Origin of the sequence: Thiobacillus sp. (genome assembly GCF_018780105.1) — a bacterium.
Classification (GTDB): domain Bacteria; phylum Pseudomonadota; class Gammaproteobacteria; order Burkholderiales; family Thiobacillaceae; genus Thiobacillus.
This window is the reverse complement of record NZ_JADMKC010000004.1, coordinates 51,731-72,751: the sequence shown is the minus strand read 5'-3', so window position 1 is coordinate 72,751 and position 21,021 is coordinate 51,731. Positions and strand designations below refer to the sequence as shown.

The window sequence follows — 21,021 nt, the reverse complement described above, 5'->3', positions numbered from 1 at the left end:
GGCTTCAAGGGTTGATCACAGCCGGTCTGATCGAGCGCAGCCTGAACCATCTGCTGCGCCAGACGCCCGGCGCGTCCGACGCGCTGTTGCGCCATGCGGGTGCCGGTGTGCGTTTCGACCTGACGCTGGCGCAGGCCGATTTCCGGATTGCCGACGACGGCTATTTTTCCGAAGCGCCCGTCGACACCCCCGATGCCACCATCCGACCCACGCCCGCGCTGATTGCCCGTCTGCCCTTTTTTGGCCGCGAGGCGCTGCGCCACGCCGATTACAGCGGCGACCCGGCATTGCTCGCCACGCTCGACCGCGTATTCAAGTCCGCGTCATGGGATGTCGAAGCCGACCTCGCGCCGTGGGTCGGGGATATCGCCGCGCATCGCCTGCACGCCTTCGGACGCCGCGCCTTTGCCGGACTTGCCGATGCCGCCGCAGCCTTGGGCCGCAATGCCAGCGAATACGCGGTGGAGGAAGCCGACATGATGGCGCGTGGCGTCGATGTTAGCCGCTTCAACCGCGAGGTCGATGTCCTGTCCGACGATACGGCGCGGCTGGAAGCGCGGCTACGCCTGCTGGAAACGCGCCAGCCATGAAACTGCTGCGCCTGCTGCGCATACTCAGCGTCGGCCTGCGCTACGGCCTCGAAGAGTTTTTTCTCGGCCACGAACGGGTGCGGCCGCTGCGCTGGCTGGTGCGTGCGCTGCTGTTCTGGCGCCCGCTGACCGAACCGCGCGGGGTACGCCTGCGTCTCGCGCTGGAAGCGCTGGGGCCGATCTTCGTCAAGTTCGGCCAGATGCTCTCTACCCGGCGCGACCTGATCCCGCTCGACATCGCCGATGAACTGGCTCTGCTGCAGGACCGGGTGCCGCCTTTCCCCTCGAACGAAGCCATCGCCACGCTGGAAGCCGCGTACCACCAACCGCTGGCCGAGGTGTTCGCCGAATTCGACGCCACGCCGGTGGCATCGGCTTCGGTGGCGCAGGTGCATTTCGCGCGCCTGCATGAGGGCACGGCCGTCGCGGTGAAAGTCTTGCGTCCCGGCATCGCGCCGGTGATCGCGCACGACGTGTCGCTGCTCTACGCTGCCGCTGGACTGCTCGAAAAACTGTTCGCCGACGGCCGCCGCCTGCGTCCGCGCGAAGTGGTGGCCGAATTCGAAAAGCATCTGGAAGACGAACTCGACCTGATGCGCGAAGCCGCCAACTGCTCGCAGCTGCGCCGCAACTTCAAGGATTCTCCGATGCTGCAGGTGCCGCAGGTCTATTGGGACTACTGCGCGCGCGACGTCATGGTGATGGATCGCATGGACGGCGTGCCGATCAGCCAGATCGAGCGCTTGCGCGAATCCGGCACCGACATCCCCAAACTCGCCGCGGCCGGGGTGGAAATCTTCTTCACCCAGGTGTTCCGCGACGGTTTTTTCCATGCCGACATGCACCCCGGAAACATCCTGGTGCGCGCGGGTTCCGAGCAGTACATCGCGCTGGATTTCGGCATCATGGGCACGCTCACCGAGGTCGACAAGCAGTACCTCGCACGCAATTTCCTCGCCTTCTTCCGCCGCGACTACAAGGGCGTGGCGCTGGCTCACCTGGAATCCGGCTGGGTGCCGGCCGACACCCGCATCGACGAACTCGAAGCAGCGGTGCGCGCAGTCTGCGAACCGGTGTTCGACCGCCCGCTGAAGGACATCTCCTTCGGCCGCGTGCTGCTGCAGCTGTTTCAGGCCTCGCGCCGCTTCAACGTGGAAATCCAGCCGCAGCTGGTTTTATTGCAGAAAACCCTGCTCAACATCGAAGGCCTCGGCCGTCAGCTCGACCCCGAGCTCGATCTGTGGAAAACCGCCAAACCCTTCCTCGAACGCTGGATGAACGAACAGATGGGTTGGCGCGCGCTGGTGAAAAACTTGCAGACCGAAGCGCCCAAATGGGCCGCCCTGCTGCCGCAACTACCACGGCTGGCGCACCAGGCCTTGAACGAAAACCGCCTGACGCAACTGGAATCCGGCCTCACCCTCATGCTGCAGCAACAACACGCCCGCAACCGCTGGCTGGCGGTCATCGCCGGCCTGCTCGCCGTCCTGACGGCCGCTGCGCTCTATTTCATCTTGCGATAAGGACTCGCCATGCTGATCGGTTTTGTCATTGCCTATCTTGTCATTTCACTCGGCATCGGCTTTTATGCCGCCACCAAGGTGCACAGCGCCAGTGACTACATCACGGCCGGACGCTCGCTGCCGATGATCGTGGTGGTGGCGATGGTGTTCGCCACCTGGTTCGGCGCCGAGACCGTGCTCGGCATCCCGGCCACCTTCCTCGACGAAAACCTCGGCGCCACGATTTCAGATCCTTTCGGCGCCTCGCTCGCGCTGATCCTGTTCGGCCTGTTTATTGCGCGCCCGCTGTATCGCATGAAGCTGATTACACTGGGTGATTACTTTCGCGAACGCTACAACCGTCCAGTCGAAATGGTGATTTCACTGGCCATTGCGCTGTCCTATCTGGGCTGGGTATCGGCGCAGGTGGTGGCGCTGGGTCTGGTGTTCAACGTGCTGTCGGACGGCGCCATTACCCAGGAGCAGGGTATCTACATCGGCGCGTCGGTGGTGCTGCTCTACACCTTGTTCGGCGGCATGTGGTCGGTAGCGCTGACCACCCTGGTGCAGATGACCGTGATCGTCGCCGGCCTGCTGTGGATTGCGATGCTGGTCGGCGACATGCCCGCCGTCAATGGCGTCGCGCCGGTGGTCGAGCACGCCGCCGCCGCCGGCAAGTTCGAATTCTGGCCGCCGCTGGAGTGGGCGGCCATTGTCACGTTCGTCGCCGGCCTGCTCACCATGGGACTGGGCTCGATCCCGCAGCAGGATGTGTTCCAGCGCGCCAACGCCTCGAAAAACGAGCGCGTCGCCGTGTGGGGCACAGTCATCGGCGGCGTGCTGTATTTCGCCTTCGCCGCCGTGCCGATCTACCTGACCTATGCCGCCACCCTGGTTGATCCGGCCCTGACCGCGACCCTGCTCGCCGAGGATGCCCAGCAAGTGCTGCCCGCCTTCGTCAAGGCCCACCTGCCGCTGTATGCGCAGATCATTTTTTACGGTGCCCTGCTCTCGGTCATCATGTCCACTGCCTCGGGCACCCTGCTTGCGCCGTCGGTCACCATTTCGGAAAACATCATCAAGGAACTCATGCCGCGCCATCGCATGAGTCAGAAAAAACTGCTGTGGATCACCCGCAGCGTCGTAGTCGCGTTCACCCTGCTGGTCGTCGATTATTCGCTGTGGTCGCTGCAAAGCGAAACCAGCATCCACACCATGGTCGCCAACGCCTACAAGATCACCCTCGCCTGCGCGTTTGTACCGCTGGTGGCGGGGCTCTACTGGAAACGCGCCAACAATGCCGGCGCCGGCCTGTCGATTGCGCTGGGTCTGATAGCCTGGATCGCGATGGAGTTCATCGCACCGGAAGCAAGCTTGCCGCCGCAGTTCGTCGGCCTGATTGCAAGTGCAGCGGGCATGCTGGCCGGCGGATTCATTCGTCAACAGCAAAGCCGCGTGTCGAAAAACTTTACGCCCGCCTGAATCGCGGCATAGGCGCGGCTTGGAAAACAACAGGCAACCCATTGTTTAAAATTGATATTTTGAAACACAAGTCCATTTGGCACGACTAGTGCTTTATCTCCTGGCAAGCAAGTGAAATTGGGTAAACGGGCTTGAACTTTGTATCTGCCTTCTTTCGCTTCAAGTTTTTGAATCCGATGTATTCAACCTTCAGGAGATTGGCATGACCCTCAAACTCAAGCACCTTATTCCCGCTTCCATCGCAGCCACCGTGCTGTTCAGCGGCATCGCCAATGCAACCATCCTGACCGTTTTTGATGGCATCCCCACCGGCTCGGCTTCGTTTGACGCCACCGTGACCGGCGCAGGCGGTACAGTTGTTTCAGACGTTTGGGCTGCGCTGCCGTCTGGTGGCACCAGCATCGTCCGCACGGATTACACCATTACGCGCAACAACGGTGGCAGCCTTTTCCCGACCACCTACGGCTCAATGTCTGGCCAAGTTATCAGCATCAATCCTGATGGCAACTTTCCTGGGTCGAATGGGACCATTGCCAGCGGCATCACCTTCACCTTCAACAACCCTGTGAACTCATTCGGATTTGAAGTTGGCGATTGGGCGACCTGCTGCTTCAACCCGACTACAGATCTGTACATCTCGTTCGACGACGGCGCCCCAATCCTGGTGGCCTCTGCATCGACTGAAACAGAAGGCCAGTTCCCGAATGCTGCCGGCAGCATCGTGCACGAGATTTTCGTAGCCGCTTTTGATGACTCGGGCGACTTCACGAAAGTCCAATTCTGGGGGACCGGATCAGGTGAGGTGTTGGTCGCCGGAGGCGAAATTAAATACGCACTGCTGGATCAAGGCAGCCTGCCGCCCACCAATGGCGTGCCTGAACCCGCTTCCCTGGCTCTGCTGGGCATCGGCATGGCTGGTCTGGCAGCCATGCGTCGCCGCAAAGCCGCCTGATAGCCCCTTCGCAGCACAAAAAAAGCCGACGCATGCGTCGGCTTTTTTTACGTCCGATCAGACCCGGTCAACGCAGATAACCCTCGTGCTCCAGCTTGAGCAGAATCTGCTGCACGGCTTCGTCGATGCCGAGTCCGGTGGTGTCGATCGCCAGTTCCGGTTTTTCCGGCACCTCGTAGGGATCAGACACGCCGGTGAACTCGGGGATCAACCCCGCCCGCGCTTTGGCATACAAGCCTTTGCGGTCGCGGCCTTCGCAAGTTTCGATCGGCGTGGCAACGTGGATTTCAACGAAGCCGCCTACCGACTCGATCATGGCGCGCACGTCGCGGCGGGTCTGACGATAGGGTGCGATCGGGGCGCAGATGGCAATGCCGCGGTTCTTGGTAATTTCGCTCGCCACGAAGCCGATGCGGCGCACGTTGATGTCGCGATGCGCCTTGGTAAACCCGAGTTCAGACGATAGATGGCGGCGCACGATATCGCCGTCGAGCAGGGTGACGCAGCGTCCGCCCATTTCCATCAGGCGCGCCGCAAGCGAGCGCGCGAGGGTGGATTTGCCCGCGCCGGACAGGCCGGTAAAAAACACCGTAAAGCCCTGCCGTTCACGCGGTGGACTCTGACGGTGCAGTTCCGCCAGCACCTCGGGAAAACTGTACCAGTCCGGGATTTTCAGACCGGACTGCATACGGCGCTGGAATTCTTCGCCACTCAGCGTCAGCTGCCGGGCACCCGTCGGAGCTTCGGACTCGGGCAGGTGTTCGGCGCGATCTTCCACATACACCATGCGCGGATAAGCAATCAGGCGCACGCCGATCGCCTCGGACAGCCTGGTCAGCGAAGCCGCGCCCTCCGGTTGATCGAGGTCGATGCCGCGCCGGTATTCACCATCGGTCTGGTGTTCGCCGCCGGCAATCAACAATCCGCAACCGTAGTTGCGCGCAACGATGGCGCGCAGGAGCAGGGCCTGGGCGCTTGCCTCGCGCGGCGGTGCAGGCAGTAGGGACAACTGGGTGGAGGCCACCGGAAAACGTTCGCGAATGGCAATGAAACTGCGCACCAGGCCAAAATAAGCCGGCGCATCGGTGATATCGCCGCCGGCCTGTGGGTGCAGCAGCAAGTTAGCTTCGTTTTCGATCGCACTTTTCAGGCAGAACTCGAATTGCGCACGGTGCATCGGCTGGCGCGCCTGCCAGGCGACCACCCGGCGCCAGCCGCGCTTGGCAAACAGGGCGCGCAATTCAAGCGGGGTGGCGCGCAGGGCGACGAAATCCGGGTGCGGCGGCAAGGCCACGCCCTCGACCGCACCACCCAAATGCCAGACGCCCCGATTTTCCCAGGCATCGCTGACCGTCAACACGGCGAGCATGAAGCCCTCGCCATCGCGCAGCGCCACCCGGTCGCCGGCCTTGAGTTCGGCTGCGGCTTTCTGCCGGCTGACGAGACTGACCGGTAGTGGCCAGAAGCTGCCGTCATCAAGCTGCTGTTCGGCTTCGACTCGCGCGCACTGGGCCTGTGTCATGAAACCGGCAAGCGGCGAATAGGCGCCGGTCATCAGCATTTCCAGCTCGCATTGCTGCCTCCAGTCGAGGTCAAGCGAAGGCAGGCCCAGGGCCTCCTGCTTGAGCGACTCGCCTTTCTCGGGGTCGATCAGGTTAACGAGAGTGCCGCCGTAAGGTGCGATGAGCTGGTTCATGTCGGGTCCGGAAAGTTCAGCGATAAATGTCGAAGAAAGCGGCATTGAAGCGGGCCAGTTCAGCTTCGGGCAAATGATTGATACCGGCTGCGCCCTTGCGCCCGCCGCCGGTTTCGAACTGACTGCACAAGGTATCGGCGCCTGACTTATTGGCGAGCGGCGCACGCACGCTCACGACGTAGCCGCCTTCCGGTTTGGCAGTCAACACGGCATGCGCCTGTGCGGGCGACTCGACCGCGAGTTGGTTACCGAACACGCCGGAAATCCGTCGCGCCCATTTTTCCGCCGGCAGCATGAAGATGCGTCCGCTGCTGCGCGCCTCTGCCGCGGGCACCGCCACCGCGCGTGCCATATCGCTCTGATAGCCGGTATTCAGGGTTGGATAGGCCGCCGACTCGGCGATAAAAGCGAACGGGTCAGCGTAGGGGCGCAGCTGGCGATACAGCTCGGCCGGGTCGAAGAACAGATCGTCGAGCGTTTCACCGTAGCCGTTGTAGTTGAGACATTCGCCGAGCGACTGCAACTGCGCCAGCTGGCTGGCAGACAAATTCAACGGCGCCGCTGCCTGCCGCGCGGCATCGGCCAGATTGTCGCCGAATGCCGCGGTCACCGCCCATACGCGCTGCTTGCCGCCCAGATACTGGTCCACCAGCAGGCTGCTGCAGACATTGGCATCGGTGTCGATATGCGGTTCGAAATGAGGGTGAACCGGAATGTCGCCCGGCTGGTGATGATCGAAGTAACGGACCCGCGCGCCCGCTTCGAGCAGACGGTCGAGCGCATCGCGGTTTTTCGACAACGCGATATCGAGCACCGTGACCTCGTCGCCCGCCTGCGCCCGCACCCGTTTCAACAGGCTGATATCGCGCTTGGGGCCGGTCACAAGCTCGGAATCGGCGGGGGCGCTCAGGCGCAACTGGTGCAAGGCGCAGATGCCATCGGCATCGCCATTAAAAACGTCAATCAGTGCCATGGGTCGGTGCGGAGCGAGCGGTTCGCGGAGAACGGAAGGTGGGCCATTGTATGAAGGCAAGCGCAGCAATGACAAGCATGTGCAGCGCACTGTAGCGCAGCCAGATGACAGGCAGTGCGGCGTAGTGCTGGCGATCGCTGCTCAGCAGGAACTGCAGGGCCGAAAACCGCTGGCCGTATTTGTCGATTTCGCCTGCCAGCCCAAGCTGCAGCAAGCCAATGGCCAAGGGCAGCGAAGCGGCCAGGACGACCCATCGCGTCCGTCGCAATGCCGCGTCAACCGGCGAAGCCAGTAGGGCAGCAGCGAGAAACAGGCTGTACAGCCAGGCGCACAATGCGGTAAACGCCAGCGGCTGCGGAGCTGCGATCAGCTCGATCAAGTTGTCGGTCGCCGCGGCGACCACCACGCCCCAGTATGCAAACAGCAGCACCGGAAGCGCCGCCCAAAAATGCAGCACACCGAGGCGCAAGCCGCGCCAGCGACGCGCAGTTTGTGCGGCCAGATACAACAAGGCGCCGGGCATCGCCGCCAACGCGACCCAGCGCACACCGGTTTCCCATTGTCCCGACCAGCCCAGCACCGGGCTGCCGACCAGATCGTGCAGGCTTTCATCCGGCACCGCCGCCTGCAACAGGCCGAACAGCACCATGCCATACACCAGCAAGCCGAAGGGCAGTTGCAGCATACGTACACGCCCCGACACCTGACGCCGCGCCAGCCACACCGGCCACACCGCCAGCCAGACACAAGCCAGCGCAAGCAAGGGCGCTGCCCATCCGCCCGTATCCTGCCCCAGCAGTTCGCGCACGTTGTAGGGCACGAAAGGCATATGCGCCATGCCCCAGAACAAGCCACTCAGGCCCAGCACCACACCGATGAAATAGCCACGCGCGGCGAACGCCGGGGCAGCGGCCCGGGTGCGTGGTGCGGCCGATTCCACCGCTGCGAAGGGCTGACGTGGTGCCCGCAGCATGCGGCGCGCGACCGCATAGCCCGCCAGCCCGCCCAGCCAGGCCAGCAGCCAGTCTGTGGTGTCCACGATTTTGTGCGGCAACATCAGTTGCCCGAACTCGATCAGGGCAGGCATCCCCATCAGCACCAGCATCGACAATCCAAACAACGGACTGCGCCAGCGCCACGGCTGGCGCGCGACGCCCCAGGCCAGCAAGCCGCCGAGCGGGGCAAAGAACAGGGTTTTGCGCAGCACCTCGGTGATGGCGCGGTATTCGGTGCCAAAGTAATACACCTCGAACGGCACCCGCTGCACAAAGTCGAGCCGGCTCTTGATGAAAGCGCCATCAGTGCGAAAGTCGAAGGGGAACCAGAACACGAAACACAAGACAGCCATCCAGGCTGCCGCCAGAACGAATGACAGCCATCTGGCCCACGGCAGCGCTTCATCGTGCGGTATTGCGCGGGCAACCAGACGTCCGCCCGCAAGACCGCCCAGTGCCGCGCCGGCTGCCGCAGTGAACAGGTCGGTGACATCGCTCACCCGTGAAAACACGAACAGCTGCATGCATTCCAGCAACACGGCGGTCGCCAGCGTCATGCCCCACGCCCGCCAAGCACTGCGCGTGCCATCGAGCCGCCACAGCAGAGCAAGCGGAAACCAGATCAAGGCATCGGTGGCGATTTCGTACAGCGCATAGGCGGCATCATCCGGCAAGCGGCCGAACGGAATCAGATTGACCATGCCGCTCTGCCATTTGTGAAAAATCTCGACCAGGCTGATGGTCAGATCGAGCGGCAGAACGTTGTAAACAAGCACGGCCGCCCAATACACCCAGGCCAGCCTTTCCGCCAGGGCCGCCTGCGCGTGCTGGTGCTGCCACGATTGCAGCCACGCCAGAAAACGGTCGCCGGCCACCCACCAGGTCAGCACCCCGATGAGACCGCCCAGGGTTTCGGCCAGGATGTCGTTTTGCGACACGGTGCGCTGTGGGAAATACAGCTGGGTAAACTCGATGCCCACACTCAGGGCGGTGGCCGCGGGAATCAGCGCCAGAGTGGCCAGCCCTTTTGCCAGCGTGCCGGAACCGGCCGACAACGCGCCCATCCACAAAAATGCCAGCGGAATGAACAACAGCAGGTTGGCCATCCAGTCGGCGCGCGACCCGATACCGAGTTTGAGGAAAGGAATCCGGCTAAAGCGGGCAACGGCCTCTTCCCACGGCAAAGTCCTGAAATCCAGCGGCACCAGACTGCCGTAAATCACGAACGCCGTGTAAGCCAGCGCACCCAGCCACAGCAGCCCTTGAAGCGAAGCGAATCGATCTGCCTGGCGACTCATGGCCCGGCCTTATCGAGCGTCAGCAACAAGCCCGCAGGGATCCGGGCGCCGTACGAAGCGGTTGCCGGATTCCACTCCGGGTAAGCTGCCAGCTCGCGCGCGAGTTCACTCGGCAAGCGAGGCGGCGGCCGACTTCCGGCAAGCAGGCAGCGGTTCAATTCGGCTGGATGAACATCCAGGCAGGCGGCGCGATACGCCAGCGTCTGGTTGTGGCTCGTCGCTCCCCCCTGCAAGGGCTGCGCCGCTACCACGAGATTGCCGACCACCCGCTGGCGATAGGCCGTACCCCCGGTGCTGCGCACCTGTATCCCGGTCCCCGAGGACAATACGGTGTTGGAAAAAATGGCCATATCGCGCGGCACATCGTTATGCGGCTGAATATGAATCGCGTCGCCGTTGCCATTGACGAACAGATTGTCGTACAGCGCGATCCGCCCCTCAGCCTGCAACAGCGCTTCGCTGGAATTGTGCGCAAACAGGTTGCCCTGGATCAGATAGCGATCCTCGCTCCCCGCACCGCTCAACGGGAAGTGCCCCAGCAAAACATTGGGGCGTGCCTGCGGGCCGGGCAAGCTGCCCTGCTTGGAAAATATGTTGTAGCGAATCAGCGTGTCATGGCGCCCGGAAAACTCCGCCGGCCGGCTTTTCTGATGTTTGATCTGCAGGGAATATCCCAGCGTATGCGTAATCCGGTTGCCCTCGATACGTCCGCCGATGAAGGCATCCGAACCATCCGAGTCACCCAGATACATGCCGGTGCCAACCCGCTCGATACGGTTATCCCGGATCTCCCAGCCGTATGCCGGACACTTGGTCGATATCCCCACATTCTGTTGCGATGCAGCGTGGTCATGGATATGCAGCCGCTCCAGCGTAATGAAATCGGCAAAGCGGCTGTGGCCTTCAGCCTTGACCGCGTCCACCGGCAGGTTCTGTCCATCGAGCTCCAGATCGCGCACGCTGATATGCCGCACATCGACCAGGCTGAGCGTATTGGCGCGCGGCCGGGCAATGAACCGGGGTGGTGCGGCAGAGTTGGCGGCGGCGATGACGATGGGCTGTCCCGCCTCACCCGACAGACGATGCAATGGCAAACCATGATGGTAATCGCCCGGCTGCAGCAGCAAACGGTCACCTGGCTGCAGGCGCTGCAGATACGCCCGATAATCGTCCGGGCCTGCGTGGTAATCGATTGCCATGGCAGCAGGCGCCGCCAGGTGACAAAAAAGCCACGCCCAGACGATGCGCAGCACTCAGTCCCCCTTGTCGGGAGACGGCAAACCGCTCCTCAGTAAATCCACTTTCCCGTACAGCACGCGCAACATGCCAGACACGCTTTGCCGCCCGGTATCCACAACGATATCCGCCACTTCGCGATACAAGGGATCACGTTGTGCATACAGTTCGCGCAAGCGGGCCAAGGGGTTTTCAGTTTGCAGCAGGGGGCGGCTGCGGTCATGCCGGGTGCGTTCGTACAAGTGTTCTGGCGTACCGCGCAAATAAACCACAACCCCGTTTTTGCGCAGCCTGTCGCGATTGTTAGGCGACAAAACCGCCCCGCCGCCCGTGGCAAGCACCACGCCAGACAAGGCTGTCAGTTCTGCAATCGCCGTTTCTTCACGTTTACGGAAACCCGCTTCACCCTCGATTTCGAATATGACCGGAATCTTGACCCCGGTGTGCGCCTCGATTTCGTGATCCGAATCGAAAAACCCACACCCGTAATGCTTGGCCAGCAACCGACCAACCGTGGTCTTGCCCGCGCCCATCAGCCCCACGAGAAAAAGATTGTCTTGCTTGCTCATGGCCGCATTGTAAAGGACGACTGACTGCCGACAGGTATGCCACAGCATGAAAATACGGGTGCTTTAAACGAAAAAAAGCGCGGGTATGAAACCCGCGCTTTGGGTGTGTACGCGATTAACGCAGTGACAAGCGCTCGTCGAGAATCCGCGGTGTCAGGAAGATGATCAGCTCGGTCTTGGTGGTATCTTTAGTCGTGTACTTGAACATCCAGCCGAGTCCGGGTATGTCGCCCAGCAGCGGCACCTTGCTCACGGTCGAAAGCTCTTCACCATCGAAAATTCCGCCCAACACCAGGGTTTCACCGTTGTTCACACGAACCTGGGTCTTGATCCGCTTGGTATCGATGGCAGGGTTGTCCTGCAAAACCAGCGAAGCATTTCGCACCGAGTCCTTTTGCACCTCGACCGTCAGGATGACCGAGTCATTGTTGAGGATCTGTGGATCGACCAGCAAGCACAGGAAAGCGTCCTTGAACGTGACCGTAGCCGGATTGTTCGCCGTACCCGGGGTAATGTACGGAATTTGCGTACCGTTCAGAATGACTGCCGGCTTCTGGTTGGTGGTCATCACGCGAGGATTGGAAATGACCTTGCCCCGATTCTCTTCTTCCAGCGCCAACAACTCAAGATTCAGCAGGTTGCCACTCGCGGGGTCAAGCAGATTGACGAGGAAATTGGATGCGAGACCAGGAGATGCGCCCGGCAAGAGCCCGACGCTGCTGCCACTGGCTTTGCTGGGGTTGCTTCCGCCCACTGCAAAACTCAGACGCGTACCCAAATCACGGCTCCAGCCATCGTTGGCCAACACGACTCGCGCCTCGATCATGACCTGACGCGCGGGCACATCCAGGCGGGTCAACAATTCTCGTATTTCCTGAATTTTGCGCGGGGTGTCAGTAATGATCAGCGTGTTGCTTTTCAGTTCATAGGTCGCACGGCCACGCTTGGTTAGAACCTTCTGATCGCTCTTGCCCTCACCCTGCTGCGAGGCTTGCGCCACAGCCCCCCCACCCAGGCCCTGAGCCTGCGCCGAGCAGTTGACGCCACCCCCAGCCGAGTTCAGGAAGGCACCCATGGAAAAACCGTACAACATGGTTTGCGCTTCATCCGCCCGCATGTAGTTGAGCTGAATGTACTCGGTAGACAGGGGCTCCAGATCGGCGACCGCAGAGCGCGCTTCATACTCGAGCTTTTCCTTGGTCAGCAGCTCGTCCTTGGGCGCAATCCAGATCACGTTGCCGTTCTGGCGCTTGTCCAGCCCCTTGGTCTGCATGATGAGTTCAAGCGCCTGATCCCACGGCACATCTTTCAAACGCAGGGTCAGGTTTCCGGTCACCGTATCGCTGGCGATGATGTTCAGGCCGGTGAAGTCTGCGATCACCTGCAGCACCGAACGCACTTCGACATTCTGGAAATTGAGGGACAGTTTCTCACCGGTGTACTTCACCTTGCCGTCAGCTGTTTTCTTCTGGGCATCGTCGCTCTTTTTGACTTCGACAATGAAGTTGTTGTCGGTCTGATACGCCGAATACTCCCAGCCGCCCTTGGGCTGGATCACCATGCGGGTGTTTTCGCCCAGCTTGTAGGTTTCGATGGTCTGCACGGGCGTGCCGAAATCGGCCACATCCATTCGACGCTGCAAGGACTTGGGCAAATCGGTTCCGATGAAGTCAACCACCACGCCGCCGGACTGCTGGCGGATATTGATGCCCGCCTGGGAGTCCGACAGCGTCGTGACGACGCGCGCCTCGCCCGTCACACCGCGCCGGAAATCGACATTGCGAATGCTGTGAGCGGCTGCGCCCGGTGCCGCTTCTGCAAACCTGGGGTTGGTATTCACTGGCGCGGCCCCGGCACCGGTATCGCCCAGGGAAATCAGCAGCGAGTTGCCGTCTATCTGTGTGTCATATTCCACCGACTTGTTCAGATTCAGCACCAGGCGGGAACGCGTACCCGCCTGCACCACGTTCACGCTTGTCAGCGGCCCAAGGTTAGCCTCCACGGTATTGCGCCCGAGCGCATTTCCGGTATCCGGCAAGTCCAGTGCAATGCGCGGCGGATTGCCCACGGTAAATCCTGCTGGCGTCGCAGTCAGTGCATTTTTGAGCTTGACGCGCACCACGACCTTTCCGCCTGGCTGCGTAGTCGTTTCGACGCTCTGCACCGCGTTACCGGTGGGCGGCGTGTCGGCCGCACGCGCGGCAAAAGGCAACACCAAGCTGGTGAGCAGGGCGATCCCGAACAGGTGACGGGTCATTTTCTGGGCAATCTTCGGCAGTGCGTTCATGTCAGCCTCTATATATATTCAGTACTACAAATCACTCTTGCAAAACCAGGGTGCTGGAACGCTCGGACCAGTCTCCGGCGCTATCCTGGACAATTTCACGCAAACCCACTTCGTTCTCGTTGATCTGCGTGATCAGGCCAAAATTCTGGCCCATGTAATTGCCTTTTTTGACGTGATAAATCGCGTTGTCAGGCGTCTTGACCACCGCATGAACGGTGCCATTTTTGGACAGCACACCCACCATTTTCAGCGTTTCCAATGAAAACGCTTCCAGCGGTTCTTTCGGTCGGGTGAGGTCGGGCTGCATTCCACCGCCGCCGCCCATAGACAGCTTTCTCGGCTTGAACGGATCGGGCAGATCGAACGCGTTATATGTAAAGGGTTCGTAAACCTTGACCTCGGGCAGCGGCTCGATCTTGCCCTGCATTTCTTTTCCGGTCTCGGCAACAAAGGTATGCAGGTCTTCCATGTTGCCGCCGCCGCAGCCACTCAAACCCAACACAATCAACACAATGGGCAAGCGCTTCATTTGGGCTGCTCCTTGGTTTTCTTCTTGCTGGCGATGATTTCTTCGTCGTCCAGATACCGATAGGTTTTGACGATAGCATCCATGTTCAGCCCCCCGTCCTTGCCCGGTTCCATGACGATATCCTGCAAGGTGACGATGCGCGAGAGCTTGGACACATCGCTGACAAAAGCTGCCGCATCGTGATAGCCCCCAGTGATTTTGACGCGAATCGGCGTTTCAGCGTAGAACTCCGACACCGTTTCAGCCTCCGGCTTGAACAGTTCAAATTGCAGACCCCGACCCAAACCGGCCTGGTTTACGTCAGTAATCAACGCATCCATCTCCTGCTTGTTCGGCAATTGTTTCAACAGTGCGCCGAATGCCTGCTCGATGTCGGCCAGTTGCTTTTTGTAAGCCTCCAGATTGATCGCCTGAACTTTCTTGGTGGTGAACACACCACGCAACTCGGTTTCTTTCTGCTTGGCCGCATCCAGGGTTTCCATACCGCCGCGCCAGTCGAACCACCAGCCCGCGCCCACAATCGCCACGCACAGCAAAGCCAGCGCCGCCAGCTTGCTTGGCAACGGCCAGTCGGCCAGCGTTTTCAAATCCAGTTTGTTAAGTTCGTCCAGGGTCATGCTTTGGGCCCCTTTTCGGTTGCATCATCGGCCTGTTGGCGTGTTTGCTTGACCGTCAATACAAATTCGTTGGCGCGCAGATTGTTGACTGTAGCCGACTTGATTTCGATCAGACTGGCCGACTCGAACCAGGGCGAGTCATCCAGCGACCGCATCAGCGTGGAAACACGTGCACTCGACTGCGTGTAACCCGTAATGGTGACAAGATCCCCTGCTTGCTTGAAGGATTTGAGATACAGCCCATCCGGCAACAGACGGATCATCTGATCGAACAGATGCACGACTTCAGTACGATTGGATTGCAAGGTTTCCACAACCTGCTTGCGCGCCAGCAGGGCCTGGGTCTGTTCACGGATTTTTTTGATCTCGCCAATCTGCGTATCCAGCTTGGCGATCTCTTCAGTCAGGAACGCATTGCGTGCATCCTGGTTGGACTGCCGGGCCGCAATCACGAGATGCCCAAGAATGACCGCGACCAGACCCGCAGCCACGGCGACGCCAAATAGAACAGTGAACTGACGGCGGCGGGAAGCACGCGCCAGTTCGCGGTGGGGGAGTAGGTTAATGCGGATCATTGGGGATCGAACCTCCGCATGGCAAGGCCACAGGCAACAAAGAGGGAAGGTGCATCGGCGGTCAATGCCTGGGGCCGGATTTTGGCGCCCACAGCCATGTTGGCAAACGGGTTGACCACCATGGTCGGCGTTCCAGTGCGTTGGGCAACCACTTCGTCGACACCCGGAATCATCGCGCCGCCACCGGCCAGCAGAATCTGGTCGACCTTGCGATATTGGGTGGAGGTCGTGAACAGCTGCATCGCCCGCCCGATTTCCATCGCCAGCGTTTCGCTATAGGGTTGCAGCACTTCCACGTCATAGCTTTCGGGCAGCGTGCCCTTGCGCTTGGCATTTTCGGCCTCTTCTCCGCTCATGCCGTAACGGCGGGCAATTTCGTTGTTGAGCTGAGTGCCGCCGAATCCATGTTCGCGCAAATAAACCGAGTCGTTGTTGTGAAGAATGTTGATATGCATGTTTTGCGCACCGACATCAATGATCGCTACGGTGATCCCCGCGCCGCCACTGGGCATCAGGTGGGCGATCTGTTCGTAGGCCGTTTGCGTTGCATAGGACTCGACGTCCATGATCATCGCCTTGAGTCCGGCTGCCTGCACGGCAGCCACACGGTCCTCGACCTTTTCCTTGCGCGCGGCAGCCAGCAGGATCTGCACGTCGTCTGGACTACCGGGCGAGGGGCCCAGTACCTGAAAATCCAGATTCACTTCATCCAGTGAAAACGGAATGACCTGGTTGGCCTCGGTTTCCACCTGGTTTTCCAGATCGAGCCCGGTAAGGCTCGCAGGTGCCAGAATCTTTTTGGTGATCACGGCCGACGAAGGCAGCGCCAGCGCCACGTTCTTGATTCGCGAGCCCAGATTCTTCCAGGCAGACCGCAAGGTATCGGCTACTTGATCCAGGTTGGCAATATTGCCATCCATCACCGCGTCCTTGGGCAAGGGTTCGATCACATAGCGCTCGACCCGCAACATCCCTTTACCGGCATCGGACAACTCGACCAGTTTGATCGCAGTCGTACTGATATCCAGACCCAGGATGGGCAGCCCTTTGGCGGACAACCAATCTAGATTGATATTCAGGTGCAAGAGTTTTTCCTTTACGCTTCTGTGGGTTGGCGCTTTTTCTTATTATTGTTTTTAGATGCTAGCAACAACACACGGTTTTTAACAGTTATTTCCCGGCCGTTTGGCGGGCACTCCACAACTGTATCCAATTTCCAACACCACTAACGCCTATAATCGGCGGAAACTTTAGGCTTGCTCAGAAGGGATCGGATGTTTTCCAAATGGTGGCATTACGCACTGGCACTCGTTATCAGCCTTGGCGTGGTCGGTACCGCACTCGCCGGACTGGCGGCCGCACTGATTTACCCCAATCTGCCTCCGCTCGAGGCCCTGACCGACTACAAGCCCAAGCTGCCGCTGCGCATATTTACGGCTGACGGCGTCCTGATCGGTGAGTTTGGCGAGGAGCGCCGCGCCTTCATTGCGATCGACAAGGTTCCGGCTTATATGAAGCAGGCCATCATTGCCGCCGAGGACGAGCGCTTCTACAGCCACGGCGGCGTCGATACGCTGGGCATCCTGCGTGCAGCCGGCTCCAATCTGCTGTCGGGCGGCGCCAAGGAAGGCGCATCGACCATCACCATGCAGGTAGCACGCAATTTCTTCCTGTCGAACGAAAAAACCCTGACGCGCAAACTGTCGGAGGCCATGCTGGCGATGAAAATCGAACACAGCCTGTCGAAGGACAAAATCCTCGAGCTTTACATCAACCAGATTTACCTCGGACAGCGTGCCTACGGCTTTGAGGCCGCAGCGCGCACTTACTTCGGCAAGCCGATCCACGATCTTTCGCTGGCCGAGTTCGCCATGTTGGCCGGTTTGCCCAAGGCGCCGTCGCGCTACAACCCGGTGGTGAATTTCCCGCGTGCCAAAACCCGCCAGGAATATGTGCTCAAGCGCATGTACACGCTGAAGTTCATCGACGAGGCCACCCGCCAGGCCGCCGTCAAACAAAAACTGGTCATCCGCCAGGAACGCCAGCACACCAACGTGGACGCCGATTACGCGACCGAAATGGTGCGCCAGGCCCTGTTCGAGAAATACGGGGAATCCATTTACAGCTCGGGCTACAAAGCCGTCACCACGCTGCGCAGCAAGCAACAGTCTGCTGCCAACCGGGCAGTCTGGCAGGGGATTGCCGATTACGACCAACGCCACGGCTATCGGGGTCCGGAAAAACACATCCCGCTGCCACAGGACAGAGATGCACGGACAACGGCGATCAGCCAGGCGCTGGAAGAGATCGCGCCGGTAAGCGACATGCAGCCCGCCGTGGTCGTCAGCACCAGCCCGAAATCGATCCGCGCCCAGCTGCGCGACGGCAAACTCATCGATATTTCGGGAAACTCGCTGAAATGGGTGGACAACTGGGTGGCCGGCAAAAAGGGCCGCAAGCTGGCAAGCGGTGCCGTGATCCGGGTGCAAGCTGCGGGCAAGTCCCAGCAATGGCGGCTGGTCCAGCTACCCGACGTGGAAGCTGCCCTGATTGCCCTGAACCCGGCAAATGGCGCGATCACCGCGCTGGTAGGCGGGTTTGATTTCAACCGCAACAAGTTCAACCACGTCACCCAGGCCTGGCGCCAGCCCGGGTCGAGCTTCAAACCCTTCATTTATTCGGCCGCGCTGGAAAAAGGCTATACCCCGGCCACCTTGATCGACAACATGCCGCTGACGCTGGCCGCCGAAGAAGCTGGCGGCACCGCCTGGGAGCCGAAGAACTACGACGGCAGCAGCAGCGGCCCGGTACGGATGCGCAGCGCGCTGACCAAATCGCTCAATCTGGTGTCGGTGCGCATTCTGCAGGGAATAGGCCCGTATTACGCGCGCGACTACATCCGCCGCTTCGGCTTCGACCCGGCGCGCCATCCGCCCTATCTCACCATGGCGCTGGGCGCCGGCAGCGTCACCCCGCTGCAGCTGGCGGCTGGGTACGGCGTATTCGCCAACGGCGGATTCGGCGTCAAACCCTATCTGATCGACCGGGTGACCGACAAGGACGGCCGCCTGCTGATGCAGGCGAGCCCGCAGACCGTCGGCGGCAAGGCGCCGCGCGTGATCGACCCGCGCAATGCCTGGCTGATGACTAACATGATGCAGGACGTGGTTCGCTACGGTACCGCTGCGCGCGCCGGCCAGTTGGGGCGCAGCGATCTGGCCGGCAAGACCGGCACGACCAACGACGCGCGCGACACCTGGTTTGCGGGTTACACCCCTGATCTGGTGGCTGTTTCCTGGATGGGTTACGACCAGCCGCGCTCACTCGGCCGCGGAGAAACCGGCGCGCAAACCGCCCTGCCGATCTGGATCAAATTCATGGGTGCGGCGCTGAGCGGCCTGCCCCAGAAAACCTGGCCTATGCCGAGCGGAATCATCACCGCCCGCATCAATCCGGATACCGGCAGGCGTCTGACGGAGACCCTCCCGGACGAATTGTTCGGGCTACTGTTGGAAAAATCCTCACCAGGCATGGTGGAACACTTTTATCAGGAGTTTCTGCCTGCCGAAGGCGCACCGCTTGCACCCAACGGAGACCCTGCCGCGACGGCCGAGCCGGCACCCGCCGCCGAACCGACCACCACCGATCCAGGATTTCTTCCATGAAACATCAAGACATGCGCCGCCGCATCGCCCACGCAGCGGCACGCATCCTGGCCGAAGAAGGCGCGCTCGATTACGGCACCGCCAAACGCAAAGCGGCACGCCAGCTGGGCGTGCCCGACAGCGGCAGCCTGCCTGACAACCAGCAGGTCGAAGAGGCCCTGCGCAGCTACCAGTCGCTGTTCCAGGCGGATGAAACCCGTTCCCTGCTCGCCTTGCTGCGCCAAACCGCGATGGAATACATGGAGCAGCTGGCTGCGTTTGACCCCCACCTGACCGGCTCGGTACTCAACGGCACGGCCGGCCCGCATGCCGACATCAACCTGCAGCTGTTTACCGACGACCAGAAGGAAGTGGAATTTCTGCTGATGCAGCTCCCCACCCCTTACCAGGCCGGGGAATTCCGCCCGCCGGACGGCGCGGGGCAAGGTCATCCGCGCTACCTCATCAACGATCCGCGCGCACCAGTTGATCTCGTCGTTTATCCCGCTGCAGAATTGCGCAACATGAAACGCCTGCAGGCGGATGGCAGCCCCCGCCGCCTGCGCCTGCCGCAAGTGCGGGCGCTGACTTAGTCCAATCATGCCCCAACCGTCTTCATTGGCATGAAAGCTGCTCACAAGCACACCATATAAATATCGCAACCGAGCTCTCACCGTGATCCGCTTTTTCAGGCACTACGTGCCGCTGAATCTACTGATGCTGCTGCTGATCGAGTCCCTGATTCTCGGCGGCGCCATCTATCTGGGCGTCAGCGCACGTTTTCTCGACCTCGGCGCCACGCCGCACGATCTCGACCCCTTGCTGCCCAAGGCGCTGGCATTCACCACGGTCATGCTGGGCCTGATGACAGCAAGCGGCCTCTATGCAGCCGAATGGCGCGGCGGCATCCGCGCTCTACTGCAACGACTCGGCCTCAGCTTCGGGCTGGGGCTGGTGACGATGAGCCTGTTGTTCTACCTGTTCCCCGTCCTGCTGGTTGGTCGCGGGGTGTTCCTGCTCTCGTTCGGACTGGCGCTATGCGGCATCCTGCTCAGCCGCGCCCTGTTCATTCACTGGACCCAGGTCGGTGCACTCAAAACCCGCACCCTGGTGATCGGCACCAGCAGCCGCGCCGCGCATATCGAAGCGTTGCTGTCCAAGCTTGGCCATGCCAGCAACACCCAGGTGGTCGGCTATCTGCCGATGGGAGGGAGTCATCATTTCGTCGATCATGCCCGGATTATCGACACCCAGGAATCGCTGGTTGACCTCACCACACGCCTGCAAATCAACGAAATCATCATCGCCGTGCGCGACCGCCGCAATGGCGGCATGCCGGTTCAGGATCTTCTGCAGTGCAAACTGCGGGGGGTTCGCATTCTGGAACTGTCCAATTTCTTCGAGCGGGAAAACGGCCATCTGCAGCTCGACTCGATGAACGCCAGCTGGATGATCCTGGCCGACGGTTTCCATCAGGGCATGATGCGTGACACCGTCAAGCGCCTGTTCGACCTGGTGATCAGCGCCGCCATGCTGGTGGTAACCCTGCCCCTGATCGCGCTCACCGCCCTTTTGATCAAAATGGAAAGCCCCGGCCCGGTGCTGTACCGCCAGGAACGCGTAGGACAAGGCTGCCGCAACTTCACCATCCTGAAATTCCGCAGCATGTGCGTCGATGCCGAAAAAGACGGCAAACCGCGCTGGGCCGGACAGAACGACAGCCGCGTCACGCTCACCGGGCGCTTTATCCGGCGCACCCGGATTGACGAACTGCCGCAGATATTCAACGTATTCTTCGGCGACATGAGCTTTGTCGGCCCGCGCCCGGAACGGCCCTATTTCGTGCAGGACCTGACCCAGAAAATCCCTTATTACGGCGTACGCCATACGGTGAAGCCCGGCATCACCGGTTGGGCGCAGGTCCGCTACCCCTACGGCGCGACCGATGAAGACGCCATGCACAAACTGCAGTACGACCTCTACTACGTCAAAAACCACAGCCTGTTTCTTGACCTCATGATCCTGTTCCAGACCGCACAAGTCGTGCTGTGGGGCAAAGGCGTGCGTTGAGCGCGC

General features: G+C 60.8%; 17 protein-coding genes. 7 read left to right on the top strand and 10 right to left on the bottom strand.

The features are described 5' to 3' along the window. Positions 1-11: 11 nt before the first annotated feature. The 4 genes from IV098_RS03470 to IV098_RS03455 all read left to right on the top strand — a co-directional run bounded on the left by IV098_RS03470 (position 12) and on the right by IV098_RS03455 (position 4,526). Positions 12-590, top strand: a complete 579-nt coding sequence (locus IV098_RS03470; RefSeq protein ID WP_296886416.1) for a hypothetical protein — start codon at positions 12-14, stop codon at positions 588-590. Further along, a complete protein-coding gene (ubiB, locus tag IV098_RS03465) occupies positions 587-2,113 on the top strand; it encodes a ubiquinone biosynthesis regulatory protein kinase UbiB (protein WP_296886415.1) in 1,527 nt (508 codons plus the stop codon). Before IV098_RS03470 ends, ubiB begins: the two co-directional genes overlap by 4 nt. Before the next feature lie 9 nt (positions 2,114-2,122). Beyond that, the gene (locus IV098_RS03460; RefSeq protein ID WP_296886414.1) at positions 2,123-3,574 is read left to right on the top strand and encodes a sodium:solute symporter family protein; all 1,452 of its coding nucleotides are present in this window, start codon (positions 2,123-2,125) and stop codon (positions 3,572-3,574) included. Between the two features lie 202 nt (positions 3,575-3,776). Continuing rightward, complete coding sequence (locus IV098_RS03455) at positions 3,777-4,526, top strand: PEP-CTERM sorting domain-containing protein (protein WP_296886413.1); 750 nt, start codon at positions 3,777-3,779, stop codon at positions 4,524-4,526. A gap of 67 nt (positions 4,527-4,593) precedes the next feature. On the opposite strand, the gene cysC is transcribed toward IV098_RS03455, so the two are convergent. The 10 genes from cysC to IV098_RS03405 all read right to left on the bottom strand — a co-directional run bounded on the left by cysC (position 4,594) and on the right by IV098_RS03405 (position 16,386). Next, positions 4,594-6,222 (bottom strand): adenylyl-sulfate kinase, encoded by a 1,629-nt coding sequence (gene cysC, locus IV098_RS03450; RefSeq protein WP_296886412.1) that lies wholly within the window; start codon positions 6,220-6,222, stop codon positions 4,594-4,596. A 16-nt stretch (positions 6,223-6,238) separates the two neighbouring features. Then, the gene (locus IV098_RS03445) at positions 6,239-7,195 is read right to left on the bottom strand and encodes an acetyltransferase (protein WP_296886411.1); all 957 of its coding nucleotides are present in this window, start codon (positions 7,193-7,195) and stop codon (positions 6,239-6,241) included. After that, positions 7,182-9,488 (bottom strand): VanZ family protein, encoded by a 2,307-nt coding sequence (locus IV098_RS03440; RefSeq protein WP_296886410.1) that lies wholly within the window; start codon positions 9,486-9,488, stop codon positions 7,182-7,184. Before IV098_RS03440 ends, IV098_RS03445 begins: the two co-directional genes overlap by 14 nt. Continuing rightward, a complete protein-coding gene (locus tag IV098_RS03435; protein WP_296886409.1) occupies positions 9,485-10,687 on the bottom strand; it encodes a right-handed parallel beta-helix repeat-containing protein in 1,203 nt (400 codons plus the stop codon). Before IV098_RS03435 ends, IV098_RS03440 begins: the two co-directional genes overlap by 4 nt. A 54-nt stretch (positions 10,688-10,741) precedes the next feature. Continuing rightward, entirely contained in the window at positions 10,742-11,293 is a 552-nt protein-coding gene (locus IV098_RS03430; RefSeq protein ID WP_296886408.1) for a shikimate kinase, read from the bottom strand. A 115-nt stretch (positions 11,294-11,408) separates the two neighbouring features. Continuing rightward, a complete protein-coding gene (gene pilQ, locus IV098_RS03425; RefSeq protein ID WP_296886407.1) occupies positions 11,409-13,580 on the bottom strand; it encodes a type IV pilus secretin family protein in 2,172 nt (723 codons plus the stop codon). Between the two features lie 31 nt (positions 13,581-13,611). Continuing rightward, positions 13,612-14,109 carry a pilus assembly protein PilP gene (locus tag IV098_RS03420; RefSeq protein WP_296886406.1) on the bottom strand — a complete coding sequence of 166 codons (498 nt, stop codon included), beginning with the start codon at positions 14,107-14,109 and terminating at the stop codon, positions 13,612-13,614. Continuing rightward, positions 14,106-14,726, bottom strand: coding sequence for a type 4a pilus biogenesis protein PilO (locus IV098_RS03415; protein WP_296886405.1), 621 nt, complete (start codon positions 14,724-14,726; stop codon positions 14,106-14,108). The genes IV098_RS03420 and IV098_RS03415 overlap by 4 nt, the downstream gene beginning before the upstream one ends. Then, positions 14,723-15,301 carry a PilN domain-containing protein gene (locus IV098_RS03410; RefSeq protein ID WP_296886404.1) on the bottom strand — a complete coding sequence of 193 codons (579 nt, stop codon included), beginning with the start codon at positions 15,299-15,301 and terminating at the stop codon, positions 14,723-14,725. The genes IV098_RS03415 and IV098_RS03410 overlap by 4 nt, the downstream gene beginning before the upstream one ends. Next, a complete protein-coding gene (locus tag IV098_RS03405; protein WP_296886403.1) occupies positions 15,298-16,386 on the bottom strand; it encodes a pilus assembly protein PilM in 1,089 nt (362 codons plus the stop codon). The genes IV098_RS03410 and IV098_RS03405 overlap by 4 nt, the downstream gene beginning before the upstream one ends. Positions 16,387-16,575: 189 nt before the next feature. Here IV098_RS03405 and IV098_RS03400 point away from each other — a divergent pair, with 189 nt between their 5' ends. From IV098_RS03400 to IV098_RS03390, 3 genes are all read left to right on the top strand, one after another. Further along, positions 16,576-18,966 (top strand): penicillin-binding protein 1A, encoded by a 2,391-nt coding sequence (locus tag IV098_RS03400; RefSeq protein ID WP_296886402.1) that lies wholly within the window; start codon positions 16,576-16,578, stop codon positions 18,964-18,966. Next, positions 18,963-19,538, top strand: coding sequence for a hypothetical protein (locus tag IV098_RS03395; RefSeq protein WP_296886401.1), 576 nt, complete (start codon positions 18,963-18,965; stop codon positions 19,536-19,538). The genes IV098_RS03400 and IV098_RS03395 overlap by 4 nt, the downstream gene beginning before the upstream one ends. Before the next feature lie 82 nt (positions 19,539-19,620). Beyond that, positions 19,621-21,015 carry a TIGR03013 family XrtA/PEP-CTERM system glycosyltransferase gene (locus IV098_RS03390; protein ID WP_296886400.1) on the top strand — a complete coding sequence of 465 codons (1,395 nt, stop codon included), beginning with the start codon at positions 19,621-19,623 and terminating at the stop codon, positions 21,013-21,015. Positions 21,016-21,021: the final 6 nt, after the last annotated feature.

Excerpts from the sequence above, each read along its gene's own strand:
- ubiB (WP_296886415.1), top strand. The coding sequence starts at position 587 with ATGAAACTGCTGCGCCTGCTGCGCATACTCAGCGTCGGCCTGCGCTAC.
- IV098_RS03460 (WP_296886414.1), top strand. The coding sequence starts at position 2,123 with ATGCTGATCGGTTTTGTCATTGCCTATCTTGTCATTTCACTCGGCATC.
- IV098_RS03455 (WP_296886413.1), top strand. The coding sequence starts at position 3,777 with ATGACCCTCAAACTCAAGCACCTTATTCCCGCTTCCATCGCAGCCACC.
- cysC (WP_296886412.1), bottom strand. The coding sequence starts at position 6,222 with ATGAACCAGCTCATCGCACCTTACGGCGGCACTCTCGTTAACCTGATC.
- IV098_RS03445 (WP_296886411.1), bottom strand. The coding sequence starts at position 7,195 with ATGGCACTGATTGACGTTTTTAATGGCGATGCCGATGGCATCTGCGCC.
- IV098_RS03440 (WP_296886410.1), bottom strand. The coding sequence starts at position 9,488 with ATGAGTCGCCAGGCAGATCGATTCGCTTCGCTTCAAGGGCTGCTGTGG.
- IV098_RS03435 (WP_296886409.1), bottom strand. The coding sequence starts at position 10,687 with ATGGCAATCGATTACCACGCAGGCCCGGACGATTATCGGGCGTATCTG.
- IV098_RS03430 (WP_296886408.1), bottom strand. The coding sequence starts at position 11,293 with ATGAGCAAGCAAGACAATCTTTTTCTCGTGGGGCTGATGGGCGCGGGC.
- pilQ (WP_296886407.1), bottom strand. The coding sequence starts at position 13,580 with ATGAACGCACTGCCGAAGATTGCCCAGAAAATGACCCGTCACCTGTTC.
- IV098_RS03420 (WP_296886406.1), bottom strand. The coding sequence starts at position 14,109 with ATGAAGCGCTTGCCCATTGTGTTGATTGTGTTGGGTTTGAGTGGCTGC.
- IV098_RS03415 (WP_296886405.1), bottom strand. The coding sequence starts at position 14,726 with ATGACCCTGGACGAACTTAACAAACTGGATTTGAAAACGCTGGCCGAC.
- IV098_RS03410 (WP_296886404.1), bottom strand. The coding sequence starts at position 15,301 with ATGATCCGCATTAACCTACTCCCCCACCGCGAACTGGCGCGTGCTTCC.
- IV098_RS03400 (WP_296886402.1), top strand. The coding sequence starts at position 16,576 with ATGTTTTCCAAATGGTGGCATTACGCACTGGCACTCGTTATCAGCCTT.
- IV098_RS03395 (WP_296886401.1), top strand. The coding sequence starts at position 18,963 with ATGAAACATCAAGACATGCGCCGCCGCATCGCCCACGCAGCGGCACGC.